This is a genomic window from Arachidicoccus rhizosphaerae (assembly GCF_900107765.1).
GTDB classification, from domain to species: Bacteria; Bacteroidota; Bacteroidia; order Chitinophagales; family Chitinophagaceae; genus Arachidicoccus; species Arachidicoccus rhizosphaerae.
In genome coordinates this window covers 259,353-281,811 of sequence record NZ_FNQY01000001.1, presented here as the reverse complement: position 1 = coordinate 281,811, position 22,459 = coordinate 259,353, and the positions used below count along the sequence as shown (strand labels likewise).

The 22,459-nt window shown below is 40.2% G+C and carries 13 protein-coding genes; 3 read left to right on the top strand and 10 right to left on the bottom strand.

Annotated features, from left to right (window positions below; genetic code table 11):
• Window positions 1-43: 43 nt before the first annotated feature.
• From gcvT to BLU80_RS01045, 3 genes are all read left to right on the top strand, one after another.
• Entirely contained in the window at window positions 44-1,135 is a 1,092-nt protein-coding gene (gcvT, locus tag BLU80_RS01055) for a glycine cleavage system aminomethyltransferase GcvT (protein WP_091392274.1), read from the top strand.
• A 155-nt stretch (window positions 1,136-1,290) separates the two neighbouring features.
• Window positions 1,291-1,674, top strand: a complete 384-nt coding sequence (locus BLU80_RS01050; protein ID WP_091392272.1) for a septal ring lytic transglycosylase RlpA family protein — start codon at window positions 1,291-1,293, stop codon at window positions 1,672-1,674.
• Window positions 1,675-1,736: 62 nt separating this feature from the next.
• Window positions 1,737-2,825, top strand: a complete 1,089-nt coding sequence (locus BLU80_RS01045; protein ID WP_091392270.1) for a glycosyltransferase — start codon at window positions 1,737-1,739, stop codon at window positions 2,823-2,825.
• 22 nt (window positions 2,826-2,847) lie between these two features.
• Here the strand turns inward: BLU80_RS01045 and BLU80_RS01040 are convergent, their stop codons facing one another.
• The 10 genes from BLU80_RS01040 to BLU80_RS00995 form a co-directional block, all read right to left on the bottom strand.
• Entirely contained in the window at window positions 2,848-4,071 is a 1,224-nt protein-coding gene (locus BLU80_RS01040; protein ID WP_091392268.1) for a glycosyltransferase, read from the bottom strand.
• Entirely contained in the window at window positions 4,068-4,769 is a 702-nt protein-coding gene (locus BLU80_RS01035) for a cell division ATP-binding protein FtsE (protein WP_091392266.1), read from the bottom strand. The genes BLU80_RS01040 and BLU80_RS01035 overlap by 4 nt, the downstream gene beginning before the upstream one ends.
• A 127-nt stretch (window positions 4,770-4,896) precedes the next feature.
• A complete protein-coding gene (locus BLU80_RS01030) occupies window positions 4,897-6,342 on the bottom strand; it encodes a SusD/RagB family nutrient-binding outer membrane lipoprotein (RefSeq protein ID WP_091392264.1) in 1,446 nt (481 codons plus the stop codon).
• 18 nt (window positions 6,343-6,360) lie between these two features.
• Window positions 6,361-9,630: a SusC/RagA family TonB-linked outer membrane protein gene (locus BLU80_RS01025; protein ID WP_091392262.1), complete on the bottom strand. Its 3,270-nt coding sequence runs from the start codon at window positions 9,628-9,630 to the stop codon at window positions 6,361-6,363.
• Window positions 9,631-10,090: 460 nt separating this feature from the next.
• Window positions 10,091-11,542: a SusD/RagB family nutrient-binding outer membrane lipoprotein gene (locus BLU80_RS01020; protein ID WP_091392260.1), complete on the bottom strand. Its 1,452-nt coding sequence runs from the start codon at window positions 11,540-11,542 to the stop codon at window positions 10,091-10,093.
• A gap of 11 nt (window positions 11,543-11,553) precedes the next feature.
• Entirely contained in the window at window positions 11,554-14,802 is a 3,249-nt protein-coding gene (locus BLU80_RS01015; RefSeq protein ID WP_091392257.1) for a SusC/RagA family TonB-linked outer membrane protein, read from the bottom strand.
• A 246-nt stretch (window positions 14,803-15,048) separates the two neighbouring features.
• The gene (locus BLU80_RS01010; RefSeq protein WP_091392254.1) at window positions 15,049-16,044 is read right to left on the bottom strand and encodes a DUF1735 domain-containing protein; all 996 of its coding nucleotides are present in this window, start codon (window positions 16,042-16,044) and stop codon (window positions 15,049-15,051) included.
• 35 nt (window positions 16,045-16,079) lie between these two features.
• Entirely contained in the window at window positions 16,080-17,669 is a 1,590-nt protein-coding gene (locus BLU80_RS01005) for a SusD/RagB family nutrient-binding outer membrane lipoprotein (RefSeq protein ID WP_091392251.1), read from the bottom strand.
• Window positions 17,670-17,688: 19 nt separating this feature from the next.
• Complete coding sequence (locus BLU80_RS01000; protein ID WP_091392247.1) at window positions 17,689-20,838, bottom strand: SusC/RagA family TonB-linked outer membrane protein; 3,150 nt, start codon at window positions 20,836-20,838, stop codon at window positions 17,689-17,691.
• 523 nt (window positions 20,839-21,361) lie between these two features.
• Window positions 21,362-22,393, bottom strand: coding sequence for a gliding motility protein GldB-related protein (locus BLU80_RS00995; protein ID WP_091392244.1), 1,032 nt, complete (start codon window positions 22,391-22,393; stop codon window positions 21,362-21,364).
• Window positions 22,394-22,459 lie beyond the last annotated feature (66 nt).

The following is a 22,459-nucleotide window of genomic DNA, read 5'->3' as shown; positions in this document are numbered from 1 at the left end:
GAACAATTTAATAGTTAAAACAATTATAGTTAACGCCAATAGGATGAAAAATACACCCTTTTTAGACAAACATCTGGCCCTGGGGGCTAAAATGGCTGAGTTTGCAGGTTATAATATGCCCATCAGCTATACCGGTATCAATGATGAGCATTTTGCCGTACGCAATAGCGTCGGTGTTTTTGATGTGAGCCATATGGGTGAATTTATCCTGAAAGGCCCTGACGCGCTGGATCTGATTCAAAGAGTCACCAGCAATGACGCGTCCAAACTGGTAGCAGGACAGGCGCAATACAGCTGTCTGCCCAATAACAACGCAGGCATCGTGGACGACCTGATTGTCTATTGTCTCAAACCCAATGAGACCTATTTATTAGTGGTCAATGCCTCTAATATCGAAAAAGACTGGAATTGGATTGCCGGATTTAATGATAAAGGGGTCCAGATGGAAAATATCAGCGACCAGACCTGTTTAGTGGCAATACAGGGACCTAATGCCTGTAAAGTCATGGAGCCTTTAACCCCGGCCGATTTACAAAAACTCAAATACTATACTTTTGAAAAGAACAGCTTTGCAGGGGTAGAGAATGTGCTGATCAGCGCTACCGGTTATACGGGAGCCGGCGGTATTGAAATCTACTTTGAAAACAAGGATGGTAATGCAGAAAAAATCTGGGACGCCATTTTTGAAGCCGGTAAAGCAGCAAATATTAAAGCCTGTGGCCTGGGTGCCAGAGATACCCTTCGCCTGGAAATGGGTTATTGCCTCTATGGTAATGATATAGACGACCAGACATCTCCCCTGGAAGCGGGTCTTGGCTGGATTACCAAACTTAAAAAAGAAGCGGATTTTCCGTCCAAAGCAGCGCTGGTGGCGCAAAAAGCTACAGGCATCACTAAAAAGCTGGTCGGTTTTGAAATGCTCGAAAGAGGCATCCCCAGACATCATTATAAAATCGTAGACAGCGAGGGTAATGAAATCGGTCATGTAACCAGCGGAACCCAGTCGCCTTCTTTGGGCAAGGCCATTGGCCTGGGTTATGTGAATGTACCGCACGCCGGCCTGGATAAAGAAATCTTTATTTCCATCAGAGATAAAGGCATTAAAGCCAAAGTGGTAAAAACGCCCTTTGAATAGTTTATAATAGCATATGTTTTTAATCTAGTATATGTAGCACTCTTGCTACAAACAGTTGGTTAAAGCTTATCTTTACCTTCTGATCCTAAAACGGCTGAAAGAAATAAAAATTCTTTTCAGCCGTTTTAGTTATAGTTCACTTATAGAATTTTAGTATGCATAGAAAACTGTATTTTTTTACTTCCCTATTTTTAATGTCGGTGATCGCGGGCATTTTTTTAACGGGCTGTGGAAAAACCATTAAGGAAACCGGCAAGGCCTCTTATTATGCGGGTCAGTTTATAGGTCGCAAGACGGCCAGCGGAGAAACCTTTAGAAAACATAAAAGAACAGCCGCCAGCAAGACGCTGCCCTTTGGTACGATCGTCCGGGTTAAGAACCTGAAAAACGGCAAAACCGTGAAAGTGAAAATCAACGACCGCGGACCTTTTGTTGCCGGCAGAATTATTGATCTCAGCTGGAAAGCCGCCAAAAAGATAGATATGCTGCAGGACGGGGTTGTACCGGTCCAGCTTAAGTATAAGAAACCGGCCCGCTAACCTGCACAAAGGAACGCTGAGCAGTGTTCTCTTACAAACTTATCACCCGCTAACAAGCAATTTTGAAAAAAATAATTTTTTCTGTTACCAATGACCTGGTGTATGACCAAAGGATGCAAAAAATATGTACATCCCTGGCAACTAGTGGCTTTGAGATTCTCCTTTTGGGTTTTAATAAAAAAAACAGCAAACCGCTCGGGCAAAAGAAATTTAAGCAACATAGACTGGGTCTTTTATTTCAGAAAGGGCCGCTGTTTTTTATAGAAACCAATATCCGGCTGTTTTTTTACTTACTCTTTCATAAAGCCGATATCCTGGTCGCAGATGACCTGGATACGGCGCTGCCCGTTCTGTTTGCCTCCGTTATCAGAAGAACCATCCGGGTCTTTGATGCACATGAGCTTTTCTGTGAAATGCATGATATTATAAGCAGACCACGCATCTATAAACTCTGGAAAGCGATAGAAAGGTTCTGCCAGCCCAGATTTCCCTTAGGTTATACGGAAAATGAAGGCTACGCCGCGGCCTACCATAAAATGTATGGTGTTCATTATTTCATTATCATGAACAGCCCTTATTTAAAAGAGGCGCCTCCCCTTACGCCAAAAGATGAACATAGTCTGATTTATCAGGGTGTCATTGAAAAGGGACGGGGGTTTGAAGGGCTGGTTCCTGCGATGCAAAAAGTGAATGCACATGTAACCATCTGCGGCAGCGGAGGATTTCTACCGGAAGTCAAAAAGGAGGTACATGAAAGAAAGCTCACGGATAAGTTTGATTTTAAAGGCTTTGTTTTACCCGAACAGCTAAGTCAGTATACGCGGCAGGCTTATGTCGGACTAAACTTAAATGACAATCTGGGCGCGAGCTTCTATCTGTCGCTCTCCAACCGGTTTTTTGACTATATGCATGCCGGGATACCGCAGCTGACGATGAACTATCCGGAGAATAAAAAAATTAATGATGTATTTGAGATCGGAATCCTGATTGACGATCTCCATCCGGACACCATTGCCCGTGGCCTAAATACCCTTTTGACCGATAAAGCGCTTTATGCAAGGCTGCAACAAAACTGTTTACAGGCAAGAGAAATTTATAACTGGAATACGGAAGAGAAAAAGCTGATTCATTTTTACAAAGGGTTAAAATAACCCCTGCGATCCTCTCCTGCATCTAATGGCCCGAATCCAGTAATTGTTGAAAAAGCGCTTCCCAACTATTTAAAATCTGGTAATCCTGTTTTATCCTGTTGTCCGGACCCTGAAAGTTCAGCTTTCCTGTGATGGCCTGATGCATCAGAGCGGCCAGCTGTTTTTCATTCTCCGGATCAAAGAAAACCGCTTTGTTATAATCACGCAAGGTCGACCGTCCGTAGGATAAATCCACACATAAAACCGGTTTATCCTGAGCCGCAAATTCTGATAAAGGCAGGCCCCAGCTCTCCAGCAAAGAAGGGAAAATCATACAATCTGCCTTTTTATAATAAGCGTAAAGTAAGGTCCGCTTTAAAAAGCCCGCAAATTGAATCTCCGGCAATTCTTTTTGAGCTGCAAGTGCCAGTTGTTGTACATGACGGTTTTCTGAACCGTCAATGGTGAGTATTACCTGATAATTTAAAGACGCTTGTTCATGAGCAGAGGACTCCGAAAGCTGATCATTTAAAAGACGGCAGGCGGCTAAAATCAACGCATGGTTTTTATAGTAAAAGGCCGTTGCCGGAAAAATAAAGGTATAGGGCCTTTGTTTTGTTTGCGTTCCATCTTCTGTATCCTCCCCTAGCGGTTTACTTTCCGCCCGGTAATTTAAAGGACCGGTACTGTTTAATAAAAAAGACTTCGGCGGGAAGACCCTGATTTTACTGCGCTCCAAGCCATAGCGCCCTTCCAGTAAGGCAGCAATTCCCGCCTGTTGTGTGATCACAAAATCATTATTTTTTATCCCCCTGGTATAAATGTACTTATATAATAATCGAAGCAACGCCAGTCGGGGTTGATGCTTCCAGAATTTAGCGAGTAGGGGTAGGGGAATCTCTAATAAAGGATTATGAAAATAAACGGCTCTTACGGTGGCCTTCACTCTGGGTGTGCTGTCCTGCAGGGACAGCCAGAGTACGGGTTGCCATTTTACGGCTGATTTTCCAAAGGAAATATATTCCTGATAAAGACGGTGCAGCGCGGATTTTCTTGCCTTTGGATATTCGATCCATTCTACCCCTTCCAGGAGATGTAACCGGGGATCCATTTGTTCATAAAGCGCCTTTTTGTATACCAGCGCTTTAATGGTATGGGTCGTACTATAATGTTCTGATAGAAACTTAAGGCATTCCGCTACGATGACCAGTGTACCTCCCTGGAAAAACCGGGTGGCAGAAACAACTATTACGGGTTTAGCGCTCATTCAGATTTATTAGCCGCCAGGACCATATCACTGTCCAATACCTTGCCTAATTCTGTTTTAAGGATTCTGGAAGGATAACGGTTAATGACTACATAATCATGGGTAGCCATCAAAACCGTGGTTCCAAGATCTTTACTGATGCTTAAGAGCAGTTGCATGATCCCGTTACTGGTCTCCGGGTCCAGATTGCCGGTCGGTTCGTCAGCCAGTATCAGTTTGGGGGAATTTAAAAGCGCTCTGGCAATATCTACACGCTGTTGTTCTCCGCCGCTCATTTCATAAGGCATTTTGAATCCTTTGCCCTTCAGGCCAACTTTTTCCAGTGAATCATGAATTTTCTCATCTATCAGGTGCTTTTCCTTCCATCCGGTAGCCCTTAACACAAACCGTAAATTTTCATAGACATTACGGTCGGTAAGCAGATGAAAATCCTGAAATACCACCCCTAATTTACGTCTGAGAAAAGGCACTGTTTTCCAGTTGAGTCCGCGGATTTCTGTTCCGACAACCGTTGCGTCTCCTTCTTTCAGCGGGATTTCTCCGTAAAGCGTCTTGAGTAAGGAAGATTTACCGGTTCCTGTCTTACCCACCAGATAGACAAATTCTCCTTTTTCGATCTTAAAATTAACATCCTGCAAGATCAGATTATTGCCCTGGTAAATATTTGCGTTACTGATTGAAATGACGGATTCTGCCATAATTTAGGGTTAAATGCACTAAAAAACTCAATTAAGTGGCAAGATACATTGGTTTTCTCAGATTAAAAAACCCGCTCCTAAATATTAAGAGCGGGTTTTATTTTGTTAAAAAGCTATAAAATTGACTTTAATTTTTATCCCAAAATAGTTTTGTTTCAACTTTATCTCCTCCTATTTTACTGGCAGCGGCCTCAACATTATCCTCATTTAAAGTATATTCATTTTGAGGATAGGTGTACCTGACGGGATAGCCGGAAACTGCCAGTTGCGGAGCTTCCAGTTTGGGGTAATCCAGTTTTCTTTGTTGTGTCCAGGAATCAAACCCCCTTAGGTAAAAATGTATCCAGGACTGAATACCGATTTTTTCTTTCCAGTTGCCAGTGGCAGTACTGTATGCCACTGAAGGTTGCTTCAGATAGGTCGCTGCCTGGGCGGCAGTTCCTCCCCATTGGAGGATGGAAGCCGTAACGGCATTATTATAATGTGACTCCGCAGTTCCTCCAACAGCAATGCCTCTTTCAACCGCTTCTGCTCTTAAAAATTCTACCTGAGCATAATCAAAAACAGTAAATGGAAAATCCGTTGCCTTCAGCCCATCGCCCGGATGGCTATGTGTTCCGTAAACATTTCCTGTTCCAGGTGTCCCACCTAAATATTTCCCATCAATCTTATTGGCAAAATATATATCCATTCGGGGGTCATCCAGATTTTCCATGGCATCAACAAGTGTGGTGGTTGGAATAAAATCATCTCTTCCTCCCTGCACCAAATTAACCCAGATAGGGTTCGTATTCGGTGTGGCGGTCAGGTAATACAAGGTAGCATTATCGTCGCTGGAGGACATAGCCAGAGGTGAGGCTGCACTTACCATGGTCGCAGCCTTTGAAGGATCAACATCTGCAATTAATAACCCTAAATACAATTTAATGGAATTACCCAATTTAATCCATTTAGCCACATCCCCTTGATAGAATAAATCCTGGTCTCCCATTGTACTTTCATAATCCGCATCCAGACTGCCTAAGGCCTGGTCTAGCGTATCAATTAAAGCATACAGGACATCCTTCTGATCATCATATTTAGGGGTTGTCGTTTCATCAATATTAACCGCATCCGTATAAGGAATGTCACCAAATGTAACCACCAGATCGGAATAGGCTTTTACATACAATATTTTGCAAATGGCCAGGGAGTTCGTTTGCACCTTAACATCCTCCGGCAACGGGGTTACCTCTGCCGCAATTCCTTTTTCTGCATCCAGAACATTTGCCAGTACATTCCTGTATAAAGTTGACCACCAATTTCTTGGAATATTCCTTTCGGTTAATTCATATTGGCTTTCCTGTGGATACTGCGTCTCCGCCCAGTATTGTGTAATCAGCTCAAATATATTTGTGTTGACATTGGGCGTCGCCATTAAATCAACATATTCTTTTTGGGCATTGGTAAATACCGCTTCCGGAATCGCCGTTATCGGTGATTTTGTATCATCATTCATGCTGCCAAAATCTTTGGAGCAACTGTAAGTCATCAGTGACCCCAGAATTATTATGACTATTAATATTTTTTTCATTTTCTTCTGTTTTAGCTGTTAAAACCGCACGTTTAAATTAAACCCATACATTCTGTAGGTTGGATAAGATCCCACCTGAAAACCTTGGATATTACCAGAACTGGCGGCATCTTCAGGGTCAGCGTCCGGTAGATTTTTATGAATAATCCACAAGTTTCTTCCGAAGACGGAAAGGGTGGCTCCTTTTATTGCTTTGTTATCAAACCATTTTTGTGGGAAATTATAGGCTAATGAAACGCTACGTAATTTTACATAGCTGGCATCATATACAAAGGCTTTATTGGGCATGGCATTATAACCCAAACCGCGTACACCCGACACCACAGCATAAGTCGTATTAGGCTGGCCGTCCTCTGTCACACCAGGATTCAGGATACCGCCTCCTTCATCCACCGGATCACGAACTGATTTTCCATTTGCATTGAGTGCAACAGAATTTTTGTATAAACCGGTGCCTTGTCCGTACCACTGGTCAATTGAATAGACATCACCTCCTTGTTTTATATCAATCAAAAATGCAAGGGAGAAATTCTTATATTTAAATGTGTTATTAATACCGCCAATCCAATCCGGATTAACATCGCCGATAACTTCGTTGCTTCCTGTCAATGCAGGATCTCCACTCGATAAAATAACATGTTTACCTATTGCATCAGCAACAGTCTGACCTTCCTCATCCCCGTAATAAATAAAATCACTTCCTCTTAATGTCCCATAAGGTTGACCTACGGTTGCATTAACAGATACGCCTCCCTGGAATCCACCAAGCTGTAAATTTTTATTGTCTCCAAATAACTTGATGACTTTATTTCTGTTCCTTGTCCAGTTCAGATTCATATCCCACCTGAAATCACTGTTTCTGACGGGGGTCAGATTTACTGAAACTTCAAAACCCTGGTTTTGGATATCTCCTGCATTCACGTATTTGAATCCATATCCGGTTGCATCGGAAATAGCGACCGGTAAAATCTGATCAATGGAATGCGTGTTATAATAAGTAACGTCAAATCCTACCCGATTACTGAACATATCCATATTTAAGCCGATTTCAAAACTGTTTGTTCTTTCTGGTTTGAGATCTGCGTTATTTTTTGTATCCGGAAGACTAAATAACGGAATAGATCCGTATCCAGTCGGTTTCGTATATACATCCACCAGACTTGCAAATGGGGCGCTATTACCAACAGAAGCGTAGTTTAACCTGAGTTTTCCATGGTTCAGCCAGCCCGCTTCCTTTAATAATTCTGAGAATACAAAGGACGCAGATGCAGACCCATAAAAATAACTGTTATCGCCTTTTGGCAGGGTAGATGAAATATCATTTCTTCCGGATAAATCCAGGCTGATAAGTTTCTTGTAATCTAATGTTGCGCCGGCAAATACACCATTTACGCGAATAGGTTGATAGGTTTCAACGGGGGCTTCAATGGGATTCACCGAATTGGAAAGTGCAAACCAATTGGGCACAACAAGTCCGCCATTAGTTTCCGCATAGATGGATGATGTTGTTGATTTTCTGATATTGCCCCCCAACAATGCATGCAGGTTTAAATCTTCACCAAGATCTTTATCTACTGTTGCAATTAAATCATAATTATACTCGCTAAATGCATGATTATATCTGGTATATCCATCCGGATTTAAAGACCCTGTCGCAGTCCTTTCTTCCTGAATTTCATCATAATGATCTAAAGACACGCGACCCATAATATTTAACCAAGCAGTGGCCTGGTAATTTACGGACGCATGACCTATATAACGGTTTCTCTCATCCGTTTCATAATTCTCATACCTGGAAAAGTAGGGGTTATCCCAATAGGCGGGCTTGTTATTCTTGCCAATTTGTTTCCAGTTCCAAGTCATATTGGTCTTGTTGTTATTAAAATAAGCATTTTTTAAATCCTGTATGTCAACATTGGTTTCCCACCATTCTCTAAAATTCGCGGCTATACTTGAGGGGTCACCATAACCGTTGCCATAACGCCCTCTGCCTCTAATTCTAGAATAATTGATATCCCCCTCCACGGTTAAGTTGTCTAATAATTTATAATGGGCTCCGAAATTCAATAAATCTTTTATGATTTTGGAGTTAACCATGATACCTTTATCCTCATTTCTAGTATATCCCATTTTAAACCCGCCCTTTTCATTAGCACCACTTACTGTTACACTCGAGCTGTTTGACCATGGATTGATAAAAAAGGTGGACGGGCCGTTCTTAGCCGCTACCCAGGGAGTTGCTTTATTATAATAAGGGCTTGAGGGATCCTGTGAATACCATTGAAAAACCATCAGACTTGGATCAAATTTTTCCCCAAATGAGGCATCGTCTCCTGAAGGAGCTACATAATCATTTTTTCCGTCGCCGTCTACGTCATAATAAAAGAAAGCAGGATGATCCGTGTTTGAATAATGCGTGGCAGCAACATCGGGATCATAATAACCCGCACCATACTGATCCTGATAATGCACAAAAGTAGATTTATCCATTGAACCGGTGGTAACCCCGAAATTAGCGGTTACACCTATCCCGGCCTTATTAGGCTTTTTTGTATTAATCAAAATAACGCCATTGGCGGCTCTGGACCCATATAACGCCGTTGCCGCAGCTCCTTTTAGCACAGTTACGGATGCTATATCATCCGGGTTTACGTCCGCTGCAGAGTTCCCATAGTCAAATCCCGCAAACCCTTGTTTTTGACTACTTGTATTCGTGTTGCTATTATCAATAGGAACACCATCAATGACAAATAAAGCCTGATTGTTACCCGTTAACGATTTAAAACCTCTGAGCACGACATTCGTAGAGCCCCCCAGATTGTTGTTTTGGGTGATTTGCAAACCAGCTACCTGGCCAGATAATGCATTTGCGAAGTTGCTGGCTCTGGTTTCAGTAAACTGATCTCCCCCGACTTGTTGAACGGCATAGGGCAAATTAGATTTAGATCTTTTAATCCCAAGGGCCGTTACGACAACATCACTCAAATTACTTCCTTCGGCCGCTACCATTACGATTTGTAATATTGTCTGGTCCCCTACCGTCACTACCTGGGTCTGGTAATTAATTGCGGAAATCTCAAGTTTGTCTAAAGCAGTTACCCCAATTTTGAAGGAACCATTTTCATCAGTTATGGCTCCTTTGTTTGAGCCTACGATTTTGACAGATGCGGATACGATTGCATCGCCTGCCTCATTCTTTACTGTCCCTGTCACCAATTTTTCCTGCGCAAAAATGCCGGTTGAAAGAAAAATAATTGAACAGAACAGTAATAAAAGTTTTTGTCTCATGTACTTTTATTTTTTCTTTTAAATATTATGCTAACAAACCATTGTTAGCTCAAAATAATTCAACAAAAAAAACAATTTAGGAGTCCTAAATTGTTGTTTTGGTGCTTTTATACAGTGAAACTACGTTAAAAATTTTATCTTTTTAACTACTTTTAGTCAAATTTTAAGAATCGCGACAATTTATTTAATTGTTATTCATTGACATGAAAACTTTTATATATATTTATATCAACTATATATAAACATCGACAATCTTTACTTCCGTGAATAACAAACGGTTGTATTTATTCTGAGCATGCATCATAAATTCTCTCTGGAAGAAAATAAGGCCGCTCACGAAATATTGTTAAAGTATTATTAATTTAAAAATAAATGCAGCATTTAAATAAAAAAGCCGTGATACTTAAGGGGTTTCCCCATTAAATATCACAGCTTTAAATCATTTTAACCCTCAATCTTTTTATTTATTCCACCATACGGGTTCAAACATGGACACCGTTCCCGGGTAGTTGAGATTACTGGTCACTTCAGAGTTGGGATAAAGGAACCTTGCCGGAAATCCAAGATTGCCTGCGGCGACGGATTTTGTAAAGAAGTCAGGATAGCCTGTTCTTCTCCACTCCGTCCATGCTTCAAATCCCTGACTGCCACACATCGCGTAATATTTCTGCACGATAATAGCTTTTATCTGGTCACTTGATTTTGCCGGAAAGGCTGCGTCTGCCGCGCTGGCAATATATGCATTGGCTTCAGATTCAATACCATCGGCCGTAAAACTGGCCTCAATACCTTTTTTAAAGAGATCTCCAGCAGCAATACTTCCGGAACTCCATCCTCTTGCAACTGCTTCTGCCTGCAGGAAATAACTTTCTGATTCAGATATCAGGCGAACGGGAGCAAGTGCTGAGGCCTCGTCCATGGCATTTCCACCGACTAAAGCAGAAGGGGCGGACCCTTTTTGTTTAGCGTTTTGATAATCACCCTGTTTGATATAGGCAATGGTATCCTGGCCGCTTATCTTATCAAATAAAACATTTAATCTGGGATCGTTATTTCTTTTAAACGCGGTAACAATTGTCGCACTGGCCACCAGATTCTGTGTTTTCCCGAGCCCTACCATATTAATATACAAAGGATTCTGATTACCACCGGTTGAAGAGTATTGTATAGCTGCGTCTTTATCCAGGAATTTGGCATTTTCAGCATACAGTGCTTGTACACCGGCCTTAGATTTTGCCTCATCCACTTCAGATAATCTCAAATAGGCTTTTAATTCCAGGGTATTGGCAAATGCCATCCACTCAGACATATCTCCGCCAAACAGTAAATCATCTGATCCCGGCACTTCTTCGCTATTCGTATCAATTAAAGATTTGCCTTTTTCAATATACTGGAAAATGCTGTCATACACTACTTCCTGCGGATCGTAAGTTGGATTACCCTCTCCTTTCAGTGCTTCCTTATTTGGGACGTCACCAAAGGCGTCCGTTGCTAGTTGCAAACCATATGCTTTTAATAAATACGCAATAGCAGCATACTGCGTCTGATGATCAGTGGCGTTATCAATGATTATTTGTAAATTAATCAACGCATCTCTGTATAAGAAGACCCAGGGATAGTTAAAGTTTGCATTGGTAAATGCATACTGCTCAATGCTTTTGTATTGACTGGCACTTGAATTTTGAGTCCAGTACTGACTTAAGACATTGCCATAAATCTGAAAACTGTTACCGACGGCAACACCTAGGGATACTTGTGCCGTAGGCAGTAGCAAATTCGGATCCGCAGATTCCGGATTATTCGGATTTTGGTTAACGTCCAAAAATTTACTACATCCTGTAAGCGAGGCCAAAATTAACAGGGCACATATCCCGGCAATGATATTGCTTATTTTATATTGAATGTTTTTCATTATCTCCTTTTTTAGAAAGTTACTTTAATGTTTATCCCGTAGTTACGAACGGAAGGCTGAGCAGCAAAGTCAAAACCTTGTTCATTGCCAGATCCTGTTGAATTCATTTCCGGATCTACAAACTTATTCTCGGACGGGGTCCAGATAAACAGATTATTTCCATAGAGCCCAACACTCATCGAACCAAAAGGTGTTTTCTGAAGGGCTGAGGCTGGAACACTATAGTCAAGTGACAATGTCCGTAATTTAACATAAGACCCGTCTATTACATCCATACCTGCAGGGATATAACTTCCGAAATAATCTTGCTTTATGTACTTGGCACTCGTATTGGCTTCATAGACAGGGTTCTTTGAAGTACCTGTGTTGATAACGGAATTTGGCCAGATCTGAGGATTACGATCTCCACCCGTTTCAAGTGCTGTTCCGTTAAAGTCAATATATGCCTTGGTCTGGCTATAAAATTTACCGCCTTGTTTTGTATCAAACAAAAACCCTAGCGTCCAGTTTTTAAACTGGGCCTTACCACCGAAAGAAGCCTGGTAATCAGGATTATAACTTCCCAGATATTGAGCAGAATCTGTCTGCAAAGGAATACCGTTGCTTGCACTGACGACCGTATGGCCCTGACCGTCTGTCTGATTGGTCACCGCATAAAACTCGCCATATGGATGGCCGACTGCTGCAACAATCGCCATTGAATTGAATCCACCGATGGTTACCTGAGAAACACCGTCCATCAAGGATAATACTTTGGAGTTGTTCTTATAATAAGTGCCGTATAATTCCAGGCTGAAGTTCTGCGTCTTGATGGGTGTACCACGCAGACTTAATTCAATACCTCTGTTGCGGATCACACCGGCATTCACCACTTTGTACCCATAACCGGTTGATCCCGGAATTGGAATATTAAGGATCTGGTTCTTGGATTTATTGGTATAATAACTAAAGTCCAAAGACAATCTGTTATGTAAAAAGGACAATTCAGTTCCTATTTCATAAGAAGTGGTGATTTCCGGTTTTAAATCAGGATTACCAATTGTTGAACCGACCTGCAACCCCGGCACGCCGTTAAATGGAAACTGAGTGGAAGCAAATCCATCAGAAATGGAAGTGGCAGAATAAGTAGTAGATAACAGATAAGGATCTGCATCGTTACCCACCTGTGCCCAGCTTGCTCTTAATTTACCGTAATTCAGGACACTAGTAATATTTGAATTTTTCATCAGTTCTGTAAAGATGAAAGATCCGCTCACACTTGGATAGAAAAATGAATTATTTTCCTTAGGTAAGGTAGATGACCAGTCATTACGCGCCGTCGCATCCAGATATAACATGTCCTTATAAGAAAGGTTTAAATCTGCATACAGACCCACCAGTCTTTTAGTTGATGTATAATTTGTAGCATAGATCGGACCATTGCTGTTTCCGAAATTATACCATCCGGGAACAATGAGTCCGGAACTCTGATTGGTAGAAGTATAATCATTGGTATAAGAACGCTGTCTGATATTATTCCCAACCATCAATGATCCACTGAAATCTTTATTGAATTCATGCTGAGCGGTAATCATTAAATCATGGTTCACTTCACCAACCGTAATGTTATTCTCTACATAGGATCCATTACTGGTTTGTACATCACCTTGTGTATACCAGTCGGAATTCCCCGGATCAATTGGGTAATATTCATATTTGGGCTCAATTAATCTTCTTCTGTCAGAATAGAAATCCGTACTTACTCTTTCAACTACGTTTAACCAGTCGGTAGGGTTGTAACCGATTGTAAAGCTTCCGCTGATACGATCAACATCATCGTAGTTTTTATAATTTTTCAAAATATAATACGGACTCATTGTATATACTCCATAGAAGCCATATTCATCATTATGAGTAACTCCATTGGCATCCGTATATCCATATCCGAAATATGGATTGTTTAAATCACCCATTTTATCAATAGGGATACCACGGGCGGTCTGATACAGGTTACTCAATACAGATCCGCCACCCTGGCCACCACCGACCTGGTTTTGATGAATTTTATTATAATTAAAGGAAACGGCACTATAAAATTTGTTTGATAACTGTGCCTTCCCGTTAAACCTTACGTTGTATTTATTATAGGTATCATTGTCTCCAGGATAGATACCATTGGAGTTTGTAGAGTTTAACCCTAAATAATACCCTGCCTTATCATTACCTGTTGCGATAGATACATTATTATCTGTAACAAATCCTGTGGAAAAGAAATTCCGGATATTATTTGGCAGTGCAGAATAATTCTTTTTTAATCTGACGCCATTAATTTCCTGACCCCACTCCTGCAACTCACCTGTAAAGGCAGGTCCCCAACTCCCGTTTTCCCTGGGGTCGAGTACAACATTTAAGTTGCTATCCTTATCGTAGGTCCCGTCCCAATAACCCTGTCCGTATTCATTTTGGAAATCAGGTAATTTAAGAATGGAAGAGAAAGTGTTAGCAGAGCTGAATGTTATTTCCTGCTTCTTGTGAGAAGAACCGCTTTTGGTCGTATAAATTAACGCACCATTGGAGGCCCTTGATCCGTATAAGGCCGCCGCGGCTGGTCCCTTAAGCACCGTAACACTGGCGATGTCATCCGGATTAATATCATTTCCTCTGTTGCCGAAGTCAACAGCAGTCAGCGATCCTCCGCCAATAATGCTGGAATTATCCATGACAACTCCATCTACTACGATTAATGCCTGATTGTTCCCAGTAATAGAAGACCCTCCACGAAGTACAACTCTTGTTGAACTACCAGGTGCACCTGTGGAAGAAGTTACATTAACACCAGGAACACGGCCTGCCAGTGTTGCAAGCGGACTTGTGCTTTGGCCCTGCATTAATTCATCACTTTTAATAATGGGTGCTGAGTAGCCCAGTGTTCTTTTTTCACGACGAATAGAGTTGGCTGTTACGACCACATCAGAACCTGCACTGGCAGCTTCTGCTTCTTTTAGGGTAATGGTTAAGTTTTCTTCTGCCCTGACGTCCTGCTCTTCATAACCAATAGCAGTAATCATCAGAATCTTGCCTTTTTCTACGCTCAGCGTAAATTCTCCCTGATCGTTTGTTAAGGCTCCCTGGTTCGTTAATTTAATTTTTACAGAAGCCGCGCCCACAGCTTCGCCTTTTTCATTTTGAACTTTTCCGTGGACAGTTATGTTTTGTCCAAATACACTACTAATAGTAAATAGGGAACTAACACAGAAAAGTAAAAATAACTTTTTGCTCATGTACTTGTTTGTTAATTAGTTAATCACAATACAATGCCAGTAGCATTTTCATGCTATTAGAATAGAATTAACAACCTTATGCTTTGGGCTAAAGATTGCTACAGTTGAAATCCGACAGGGCAAAAATAGAATAAGAAAACGAAAACTTAACAGTCTTTATAAAATTTTTAAGATTTTGTTGATGGTGGGGCAAAAAAAACCCGGCTTAAAAGCCGGGTTTTTTCATAATCTAATATCAAATTTCAATTAGGGTCTTGGTTCCTGGTAAACGAATTTCTCGGTTACTTTTAATCTGATTGCACCACCTTGATACATATAGTAACTTACGTTTAATTCTTTTGGTACACCATTTTCATCAAATGTCAGTTTATTAACACCGCTTGGATCTAATCCCGCATCACGACCACTGGAGTTTGAACTAGCATCTCCATAATAGTTGGCAACACTCACGACTGTTCCATCAGCATCAAATTTGAAAACCGGGTCAAAATTACCAAAATAAGAACCTGATCCTGCTGCATTAAATTTATAACCGTAGTATCCACCGTTCAGATCTTTGTCCCAATATGCATTCGTAAATGCACCTGTTGTAACCAGATCAATTGTTTTAGGATAGGAGGCAAGGAAGGTTGCATTGGTCAAATCAACCATGGTACCTGTTACAGTAAATCTACCATCATAAATGTTACGGACATTTAGAGAATAAATAGCGGTGCCAAAATTACCGCTGATTTCTCCTGTAGAGGTGCTGCTGATTTTTAAAGGCAATGCATAAGCTGCATTGAAATCATAGTCACTGGGTAATTTCACATTGACTTTCGCCTGTGCAAACTGCTGCCCTTTTGGAATGGTTAGGGTTATAGGAAAGGTTGACTGAATCAATCCAGTAAGCGCCATTTCATAATTTGCCTCATCAGCTGCATGCGCACTGTTAAACGTTGCTAATAGCGACTGATCAACATCCACAACGACCTTAATGTCTGAAGGAGCCATATTTGCACCCGCATAATCCACATTTATATTAAATGAGGTGGTGTCTCCGGCTTTTAAAGAACCTAAGTCAATTGCGTATCTGACAGCTGCTCCATCTGATGGTAAATCTGCCGGAGTGCCCGTGTTTGCAAATTCAGTTACACTATTTGATTTGCTTGTATCAAGTGTTAATGATTCATCTTTTAGACATGAGCTTAACCCTAATGTTAAAAGGAGAATAAATACACTAAACATGGTTATTTTTTTCATATATTAAATTTATATTGAAATTAAATGTTCATGGGTTATTCAGGATCCCAAAATATGCGGGATGTAAATTGATTAATATCCTTCGGCATATTATCGTTGTTATAAGAAAGTTCAGTAGTAGGATATAAAATTCTAGCCGGTAATTTATCCGTACGGGAACTTGTTGACTGGGTAGATGCAAAGGTTAAAACACCATTGCTTGAACCATTTGTGATTTTAGGATAAGCTGTTCTTCTGAAGTCATTCCATGACTGGTCTGAATTTACCATGTTCAGTGCAATATATTTCTGCGTTAAGATGGCTTCCAGCTTTTTCGCATTGTCATCCGCTAAATCATAATGAACCAGATAACTATTAGGATTCATTTCTAAGTACGCCTCATAATCAGCTTCCGGATCCCAGTCTGTTAAATCATTTGTTCCATCGCTGAATTTGTACAAATATTTGTAAGAAGCTAAAACGCCGTCGTCAAAATATGTTTTTACATCGCCTGAAACACCCAGGCCACCAACCAGTGCAGCTTCTGCCTGCATAAAATCAGCTTCTGCAAGCGTTATAATAGGCATGCTGGCGCTCGGGCCTTTTAATACCCCGATGTTATTATCCTTATCATCGGTATAAGTATTGATCCAGCTACCTGCAGATGGAGCAGATGCAACACTATTGCTTTCAACACCCAGCTGGTTGATTACATAGCCAGATCCTCCAAAACCATTATAAATAGCGTAACCTCTGTAATCGTCTAACTTATTCCCATCATAAAAAGCAGAAACAAACGTACAGGTCATCCAGGCTCTGTTTGCGGTAGATCCATCATAAGTATATCCCCATGAATTATATTCTGGATTTTGCTTGCCGCTGGCAATCTGATAGCCCGGGTTAACCAATGCATCTTTATCCAAAAATCCTACTGCATCGTAATTATTATTAAAGGTCAAAATACCTTTAGCCCGAATTGCAATTCTCAATTTAACTGTATTGGCCAGCTTTTTCCAATCATCCATTTTTCCACCGAAAAGGACATCTTTTTTACCAAATTCCTGCACATTGCTTGCATCATTATCTGACAAATCAGCCTGACCCTTATTGATGGTTGCCAATGCATCATCTAATAATGCATAGATGCTATCGTACACAGCTTTTGCATCATCATATTTAGGTGTTAGATTCTCTGTTTCCTTAAAAGCATCGGAATAAGGAACATTATTATAAGTATCTACCAATTGCTGAAAAATCAACGCTTTCATTACTTTGGCTGCACCATTATAAAAAGAATAATCTAAGTTACCTTCTGTATTATTAATAATCCATTGGTAATCTGTCAAATTATCATAAGAACTTGTCCATACACCCTGGTAATCTCCGTTCCCATAGCTATAGGTTACATTTGAGCCAAAGCCGCCATAACCGCCGGCATTTGCCATATACCCAACCAATTGGGCACCCATTGTGTTATAGGTGTTTTCTAATGCTGCTGTCGCAGTCAAAGCCTGCGGTAACATGAGTTCAGGGGTTGAACTTGTCGCCGAATTAGGATTGTCATTTATGTTGAGATACTTTTGGCAGGAAGACAGCCCCAAGGCAACTGCACAGCTCAACATTGATATATATATTAATTTTTTCATCTTAAATTATTTTCCTTTCTTAGAATGTTAATGAAATAGTACCACCATAATATCTTGAAGGAGGAGCAGAACTTATACCTGTGATACCCACACCATTACTTGTGCTGGATACTTCACTGTATTCAGGGTCAGTATACAGGTTGGTTTTGGGTAACCAGATAAATAAGTTACGCCCTTGAAGACTTACGGTCATTTTCTTGATTGCCTTTGTCTTTCTCAGGAAACTTTGAGGAATATCATAAGAAAGGCTTAATTCACGCAATTTCCAGAATGCACCAGAAGTAATATAATTTGATGAAACAGCTCTGTTTAAATCGTCCGTCCAAAATCCTGAGTTACCGTTACCGTCTGTAATAGTAATATTTGTATTCTTGATATAGGTGCCAGGATTATTTGGATCTTCATAGACAGAGTTAGGGAATACAAATCTGCCTCTGTTAAAGATGGTTGTTCTGATACCGGTACCAGCCCAGTCATAAGTGTTACCACCACCAAAATACATATCATATCCGCCTCTGTATTCAAATAGACCGGCTAAGGTAATTCCTTTAAAATTCACATTAAAATCAAGGCCTAATCTGTGTTTAGCCACAGCATTACCTAAAACCTGAAGTGTCGGGTTTTTCGTAGGTAATCCAGTTTCGGCATCCACAATAACATGTCCCTGATCATCTCTGTAATAATCCAGACCCATAATTACTGGAAAGGCATAACCTGCTTTTGCATAGGAGCCTGATCCATCACTATAGGAAGATAATGCGATCTGGTTAATCAGGTCACCATCGATGCTGATTACTTTATTATCCAGATATGTGTAGTTTACACCGAAAGACACATCCCAATCTTCATTTCTGATCGGATTAATCTTCAATTCTGTTTCAAGACCGCGGCTCATTGTTTTACCAACATTGGTCAAATATGAGCTACCTCCTGAAGCATAGGAAATACCTGTGCTAACGGTTTGGTCAGAAGTAGTTGAATGATAATAGGTAACTGCTGCAGTTACGATATCTCTTGGGAATAAATTCAAATCAAAACCAAATTCATATTGTCTGGTCATTTCCGGTTTCAACTGGTTGGAGACAATTCTATTGTCTAAGCCGAAGCCAGCCAGATCACCATAAGGAAATCCATTTTGTTGAGAATAAGTTCTCTGTAACTGATATGATCCATAAGTACCAGGAAGGTTAACTTCACCCACTTTTGATACACCACCACGGATTTTTAAGAAGTGGATTACATTACTGTTCTTTAAGAAATCCAACGCATTGGTTGCAATAAAGGAAAGGTCAGCTGAAGGATAGAAGAAGCTTCTTGTATTTACCGGTAAAATTGAAGTCCAGTCATTTCTGCCTGTCATGTGCAGGAACAACCATTCTTTATAACCTACGCGGAAATCACCATAAAAACCCATTGTACGAGCTTTATAGTTTCCTTCGCTTGCGCCCGGAATTCCAACCAGGTTAGATACGTTATACAAATCAGGTACAACTAAAGGAGAAGCGGATACATTTACACCTTTATATTCATCCTGATTCCATTGACCACCACCTAAGAAATTAAAGCTAAAGTCATTTGCTTTAAATTTAGCCTGGAAAAACAAATCGCTCAGCAAATTGGTGCTATAGAATTCACCATCAGAAACAGCCGCAGAGATATCTGATTTTGAGTTACTGCTGGATGTTTTTGCATATTCGGAATATGTAAATGAGCCATTCCAGGTTTTATCTGAGTAGTTTCTATGGGTAATACCTTGTCTGGCCGTGAACTCTAACCATTCTAAAGGTTTATAAGTTACCTGAACATTACCCACTAAATAAGAGTTACGGGAATGCTGACGATAATTATCCAGTTCCCAGTATGGGTTTAAATACCATGGGTTATAATAACCGTTGGGGTTTGCAAACGGATCTGTCTGCCAATTAGCATAACGCGTGATATCAACATCAGACGGCATGTTCAACATATTATTATATATGTCTGCTGTTTGCGTAGTGATATCATAGTTATTCTGAGTAAAACCTAATGAATAAGTAGCAACCACTTTATCATTATAGATCTTTCTGCTACCATTTACACGAAGAGAAGCTCTGTTGAATTTATCTTTAGGAGTTGTTCCTTTTACAGTAGCATACTGTCCTGACATATAAAAAGTAGAAACGGCATCACCACTCGTTAAAGAGAAATCAGTTTGGTTGGTTAAGCCTTTATCCCAAAAATCCTTTCTGGAATCATTACCTGTATAAGGAATGGTCTGTTGTGAGCCATCTTCCAACGGTTCTCCTAAATTCACTGTGGAACCATCAAATGCAGGACCATAACTTTGGTTTTCTATATTTGAAAATGTTGGGTAACCATTTTCATCATAACCATATGCACTACCACCCTGGCCATATTTATTTTGCATTTTAGGGAAAAACGCAACACTTTCTATCGTAGCCGTCTGAGATAGTTTAATCGCAGTGTTTCCGGCGCGGCCTTTTTTGGTTGTAACGATAATCGCACCATTAGACGCTTTTGAACCATAAATGGCTGCAGCACCAGCACCCTGTAATACGTTGATTGATTCAACGTCTTCAGGGTTCAGGTTACCTAAAACTTCATTAGGTACAATTACGTTATCTAATACAATCAAAGCTTCATTGTTACCAGTCAGGGATCTGTTACCTCTTAAGATAATACGGTAATTAGGATTTACCCCGCCTGTCGTCCCCTGAATCTGTAAACCTGCCACCTTATCCTGTAAGCCACCTGCAATGTTTACGCTTTTCGCCTTGGTTATCTGCTCTCCGGCAACAATGGTTTGAGCAGCACCCAGTTCAATTTTCTTTCTGGTGATACCACCCGCCGTAACCACAACATCCGTCAAATCATTGTTGGTTGCTTGCAGAACAATCGCCAAGTTCTTGCCGTTAATGACTATTGATTTATCTTGGTAACCAATAGAAGTTATCAAGATTGTCTGGCCAATTTCTGCAGAAATCTTAAATTGTCCATTCTCATCTGTTAAGGCCCCTACATTGGTTCCTTTGAGTTTTACTGAAGCCGATGGAATAGCTTCACCTTGTTGGTTCTGTACCGTACCTGTTACACTCACCTTTTGGGCTAATGCACTGTTCCCAATTAGAAACAGCCCGAAACAGAAAAGTAATAAAAGTTTTTGTCTCATGTACTTTTAAAATTGATTAATAAATCTTGATTGGAGTCGTTAGTTACAATGGATTTTCTAGTTAATTATTAAGCATTATTGTAATGATAACAACGAGGTAAAGTTAAATAACCATTGAACATAATTAACGTTTTATCAGGATTTTTTTTAAACCTCTTTAACGCAATATTCAATAATTTTCATATGTTTGATTTACTTAATGTTTATAATTAGTTGAAATTCAAAATAATACACAAATAAATACTCTATTAAATTAGTAGACTAATATTTGTATTAGGAAAATATATTTTTGTATCAATGTTGCAAATAGCTTGTATTTGTGAAATTTTCTATTAATTATCAATTATTTAATCCTTAGTAATTGGTTCATTGGAACGGGTTCAAAAAAGCTTTGGTTTCTCATAATAAATCCTACATTATAAATTGACTTGGGATTAATCATGTCATTCATTTACAATTAAATGAGTCGGGCATATTTATAAGACCGGATGATTCTTTAATTGTGAATTTTAATGCAAAAGAACTATTGCTTAACATTCCATAATTCCAGTTCCATAAGTTGTGGCAAAGCGGTCTTTTTATGGTCCTCCATATAATCTTCCACCATTTTAAATCCCAGGTATTTCCCGATATTATTCGGGAAAGCTGGTGGCAGACTGTCCGGCCTTAAATTATCGCTTAGATAAGTAACGATTTTCTCCGGGCTCTTGGTTTTGAGCAGATTCTCGTGTTCAAAATATTTTTTAATCAGAATACTATTATCGGTACACCACTGCAGCTGTTTACCTGTATATCCAAATATGGCGGAGTCTGGCAGATCAGGTAAAAGCGCCTTTAATACATAAATCTTCCTGCCTTCTTCTATTAATTTGTCTGCCAGCGTATAATGGCCGGCTTTATCGGGAAAGGTCCGGTTAATCCAGCTGGTTATAGCAGCCGGAGCTATATAATCTGGTGTAAATTGTTTTAATCGCTGGCTGCCAAAGAGGCTTTCCAGGTAATCCTGCTGGTTTTGATACCCGGTGTATTGCGTTCCGAAAAACTGTTGTAAGCCAACAGCCAGTCCTTCTTTACTGGCAAAACTTCCATAACCATCTATAGGGCCGATATAAGTGATTATCCGAGGCGGCATACTTAGTTCAGGAAAATAGACTTTTGCTCTTTTTATGGCATTTTCAAGTTCATGAAGCTGTTTATCTAAGTGGGGGATATAATATGAAACACTATCATAGATTTGTCGGTTGGTCCGGATAAAGTGTTTTATCTGAATATAAAACGTTTCGTCTTCCATCGAAAACGCCGCAATATTATACATGTAATCTGTATAAAAGTACCCATACTTTACTTTTAAACTATCCAGACCTGACACTAAGTTATTGGTATCCAATTTAAAAAAATCATTTTCAAAATGGCTGACCGGTAATTCAAGTTTGACTTTCCTGATATTGGGGCCTACGTTTTTACCTGAATGACAGTTCGAAAACCCAATCAGGATACACAGGGAAAACACAAGTTTAAAAATTCGTGTGAAGATAAAGGTTGGCTTTTTAGACATAACCCTTCAAAATTAAGTCTTCTGTTATAAAAACAGGCAATGTCCACCGCAGAATCCACTACTGGT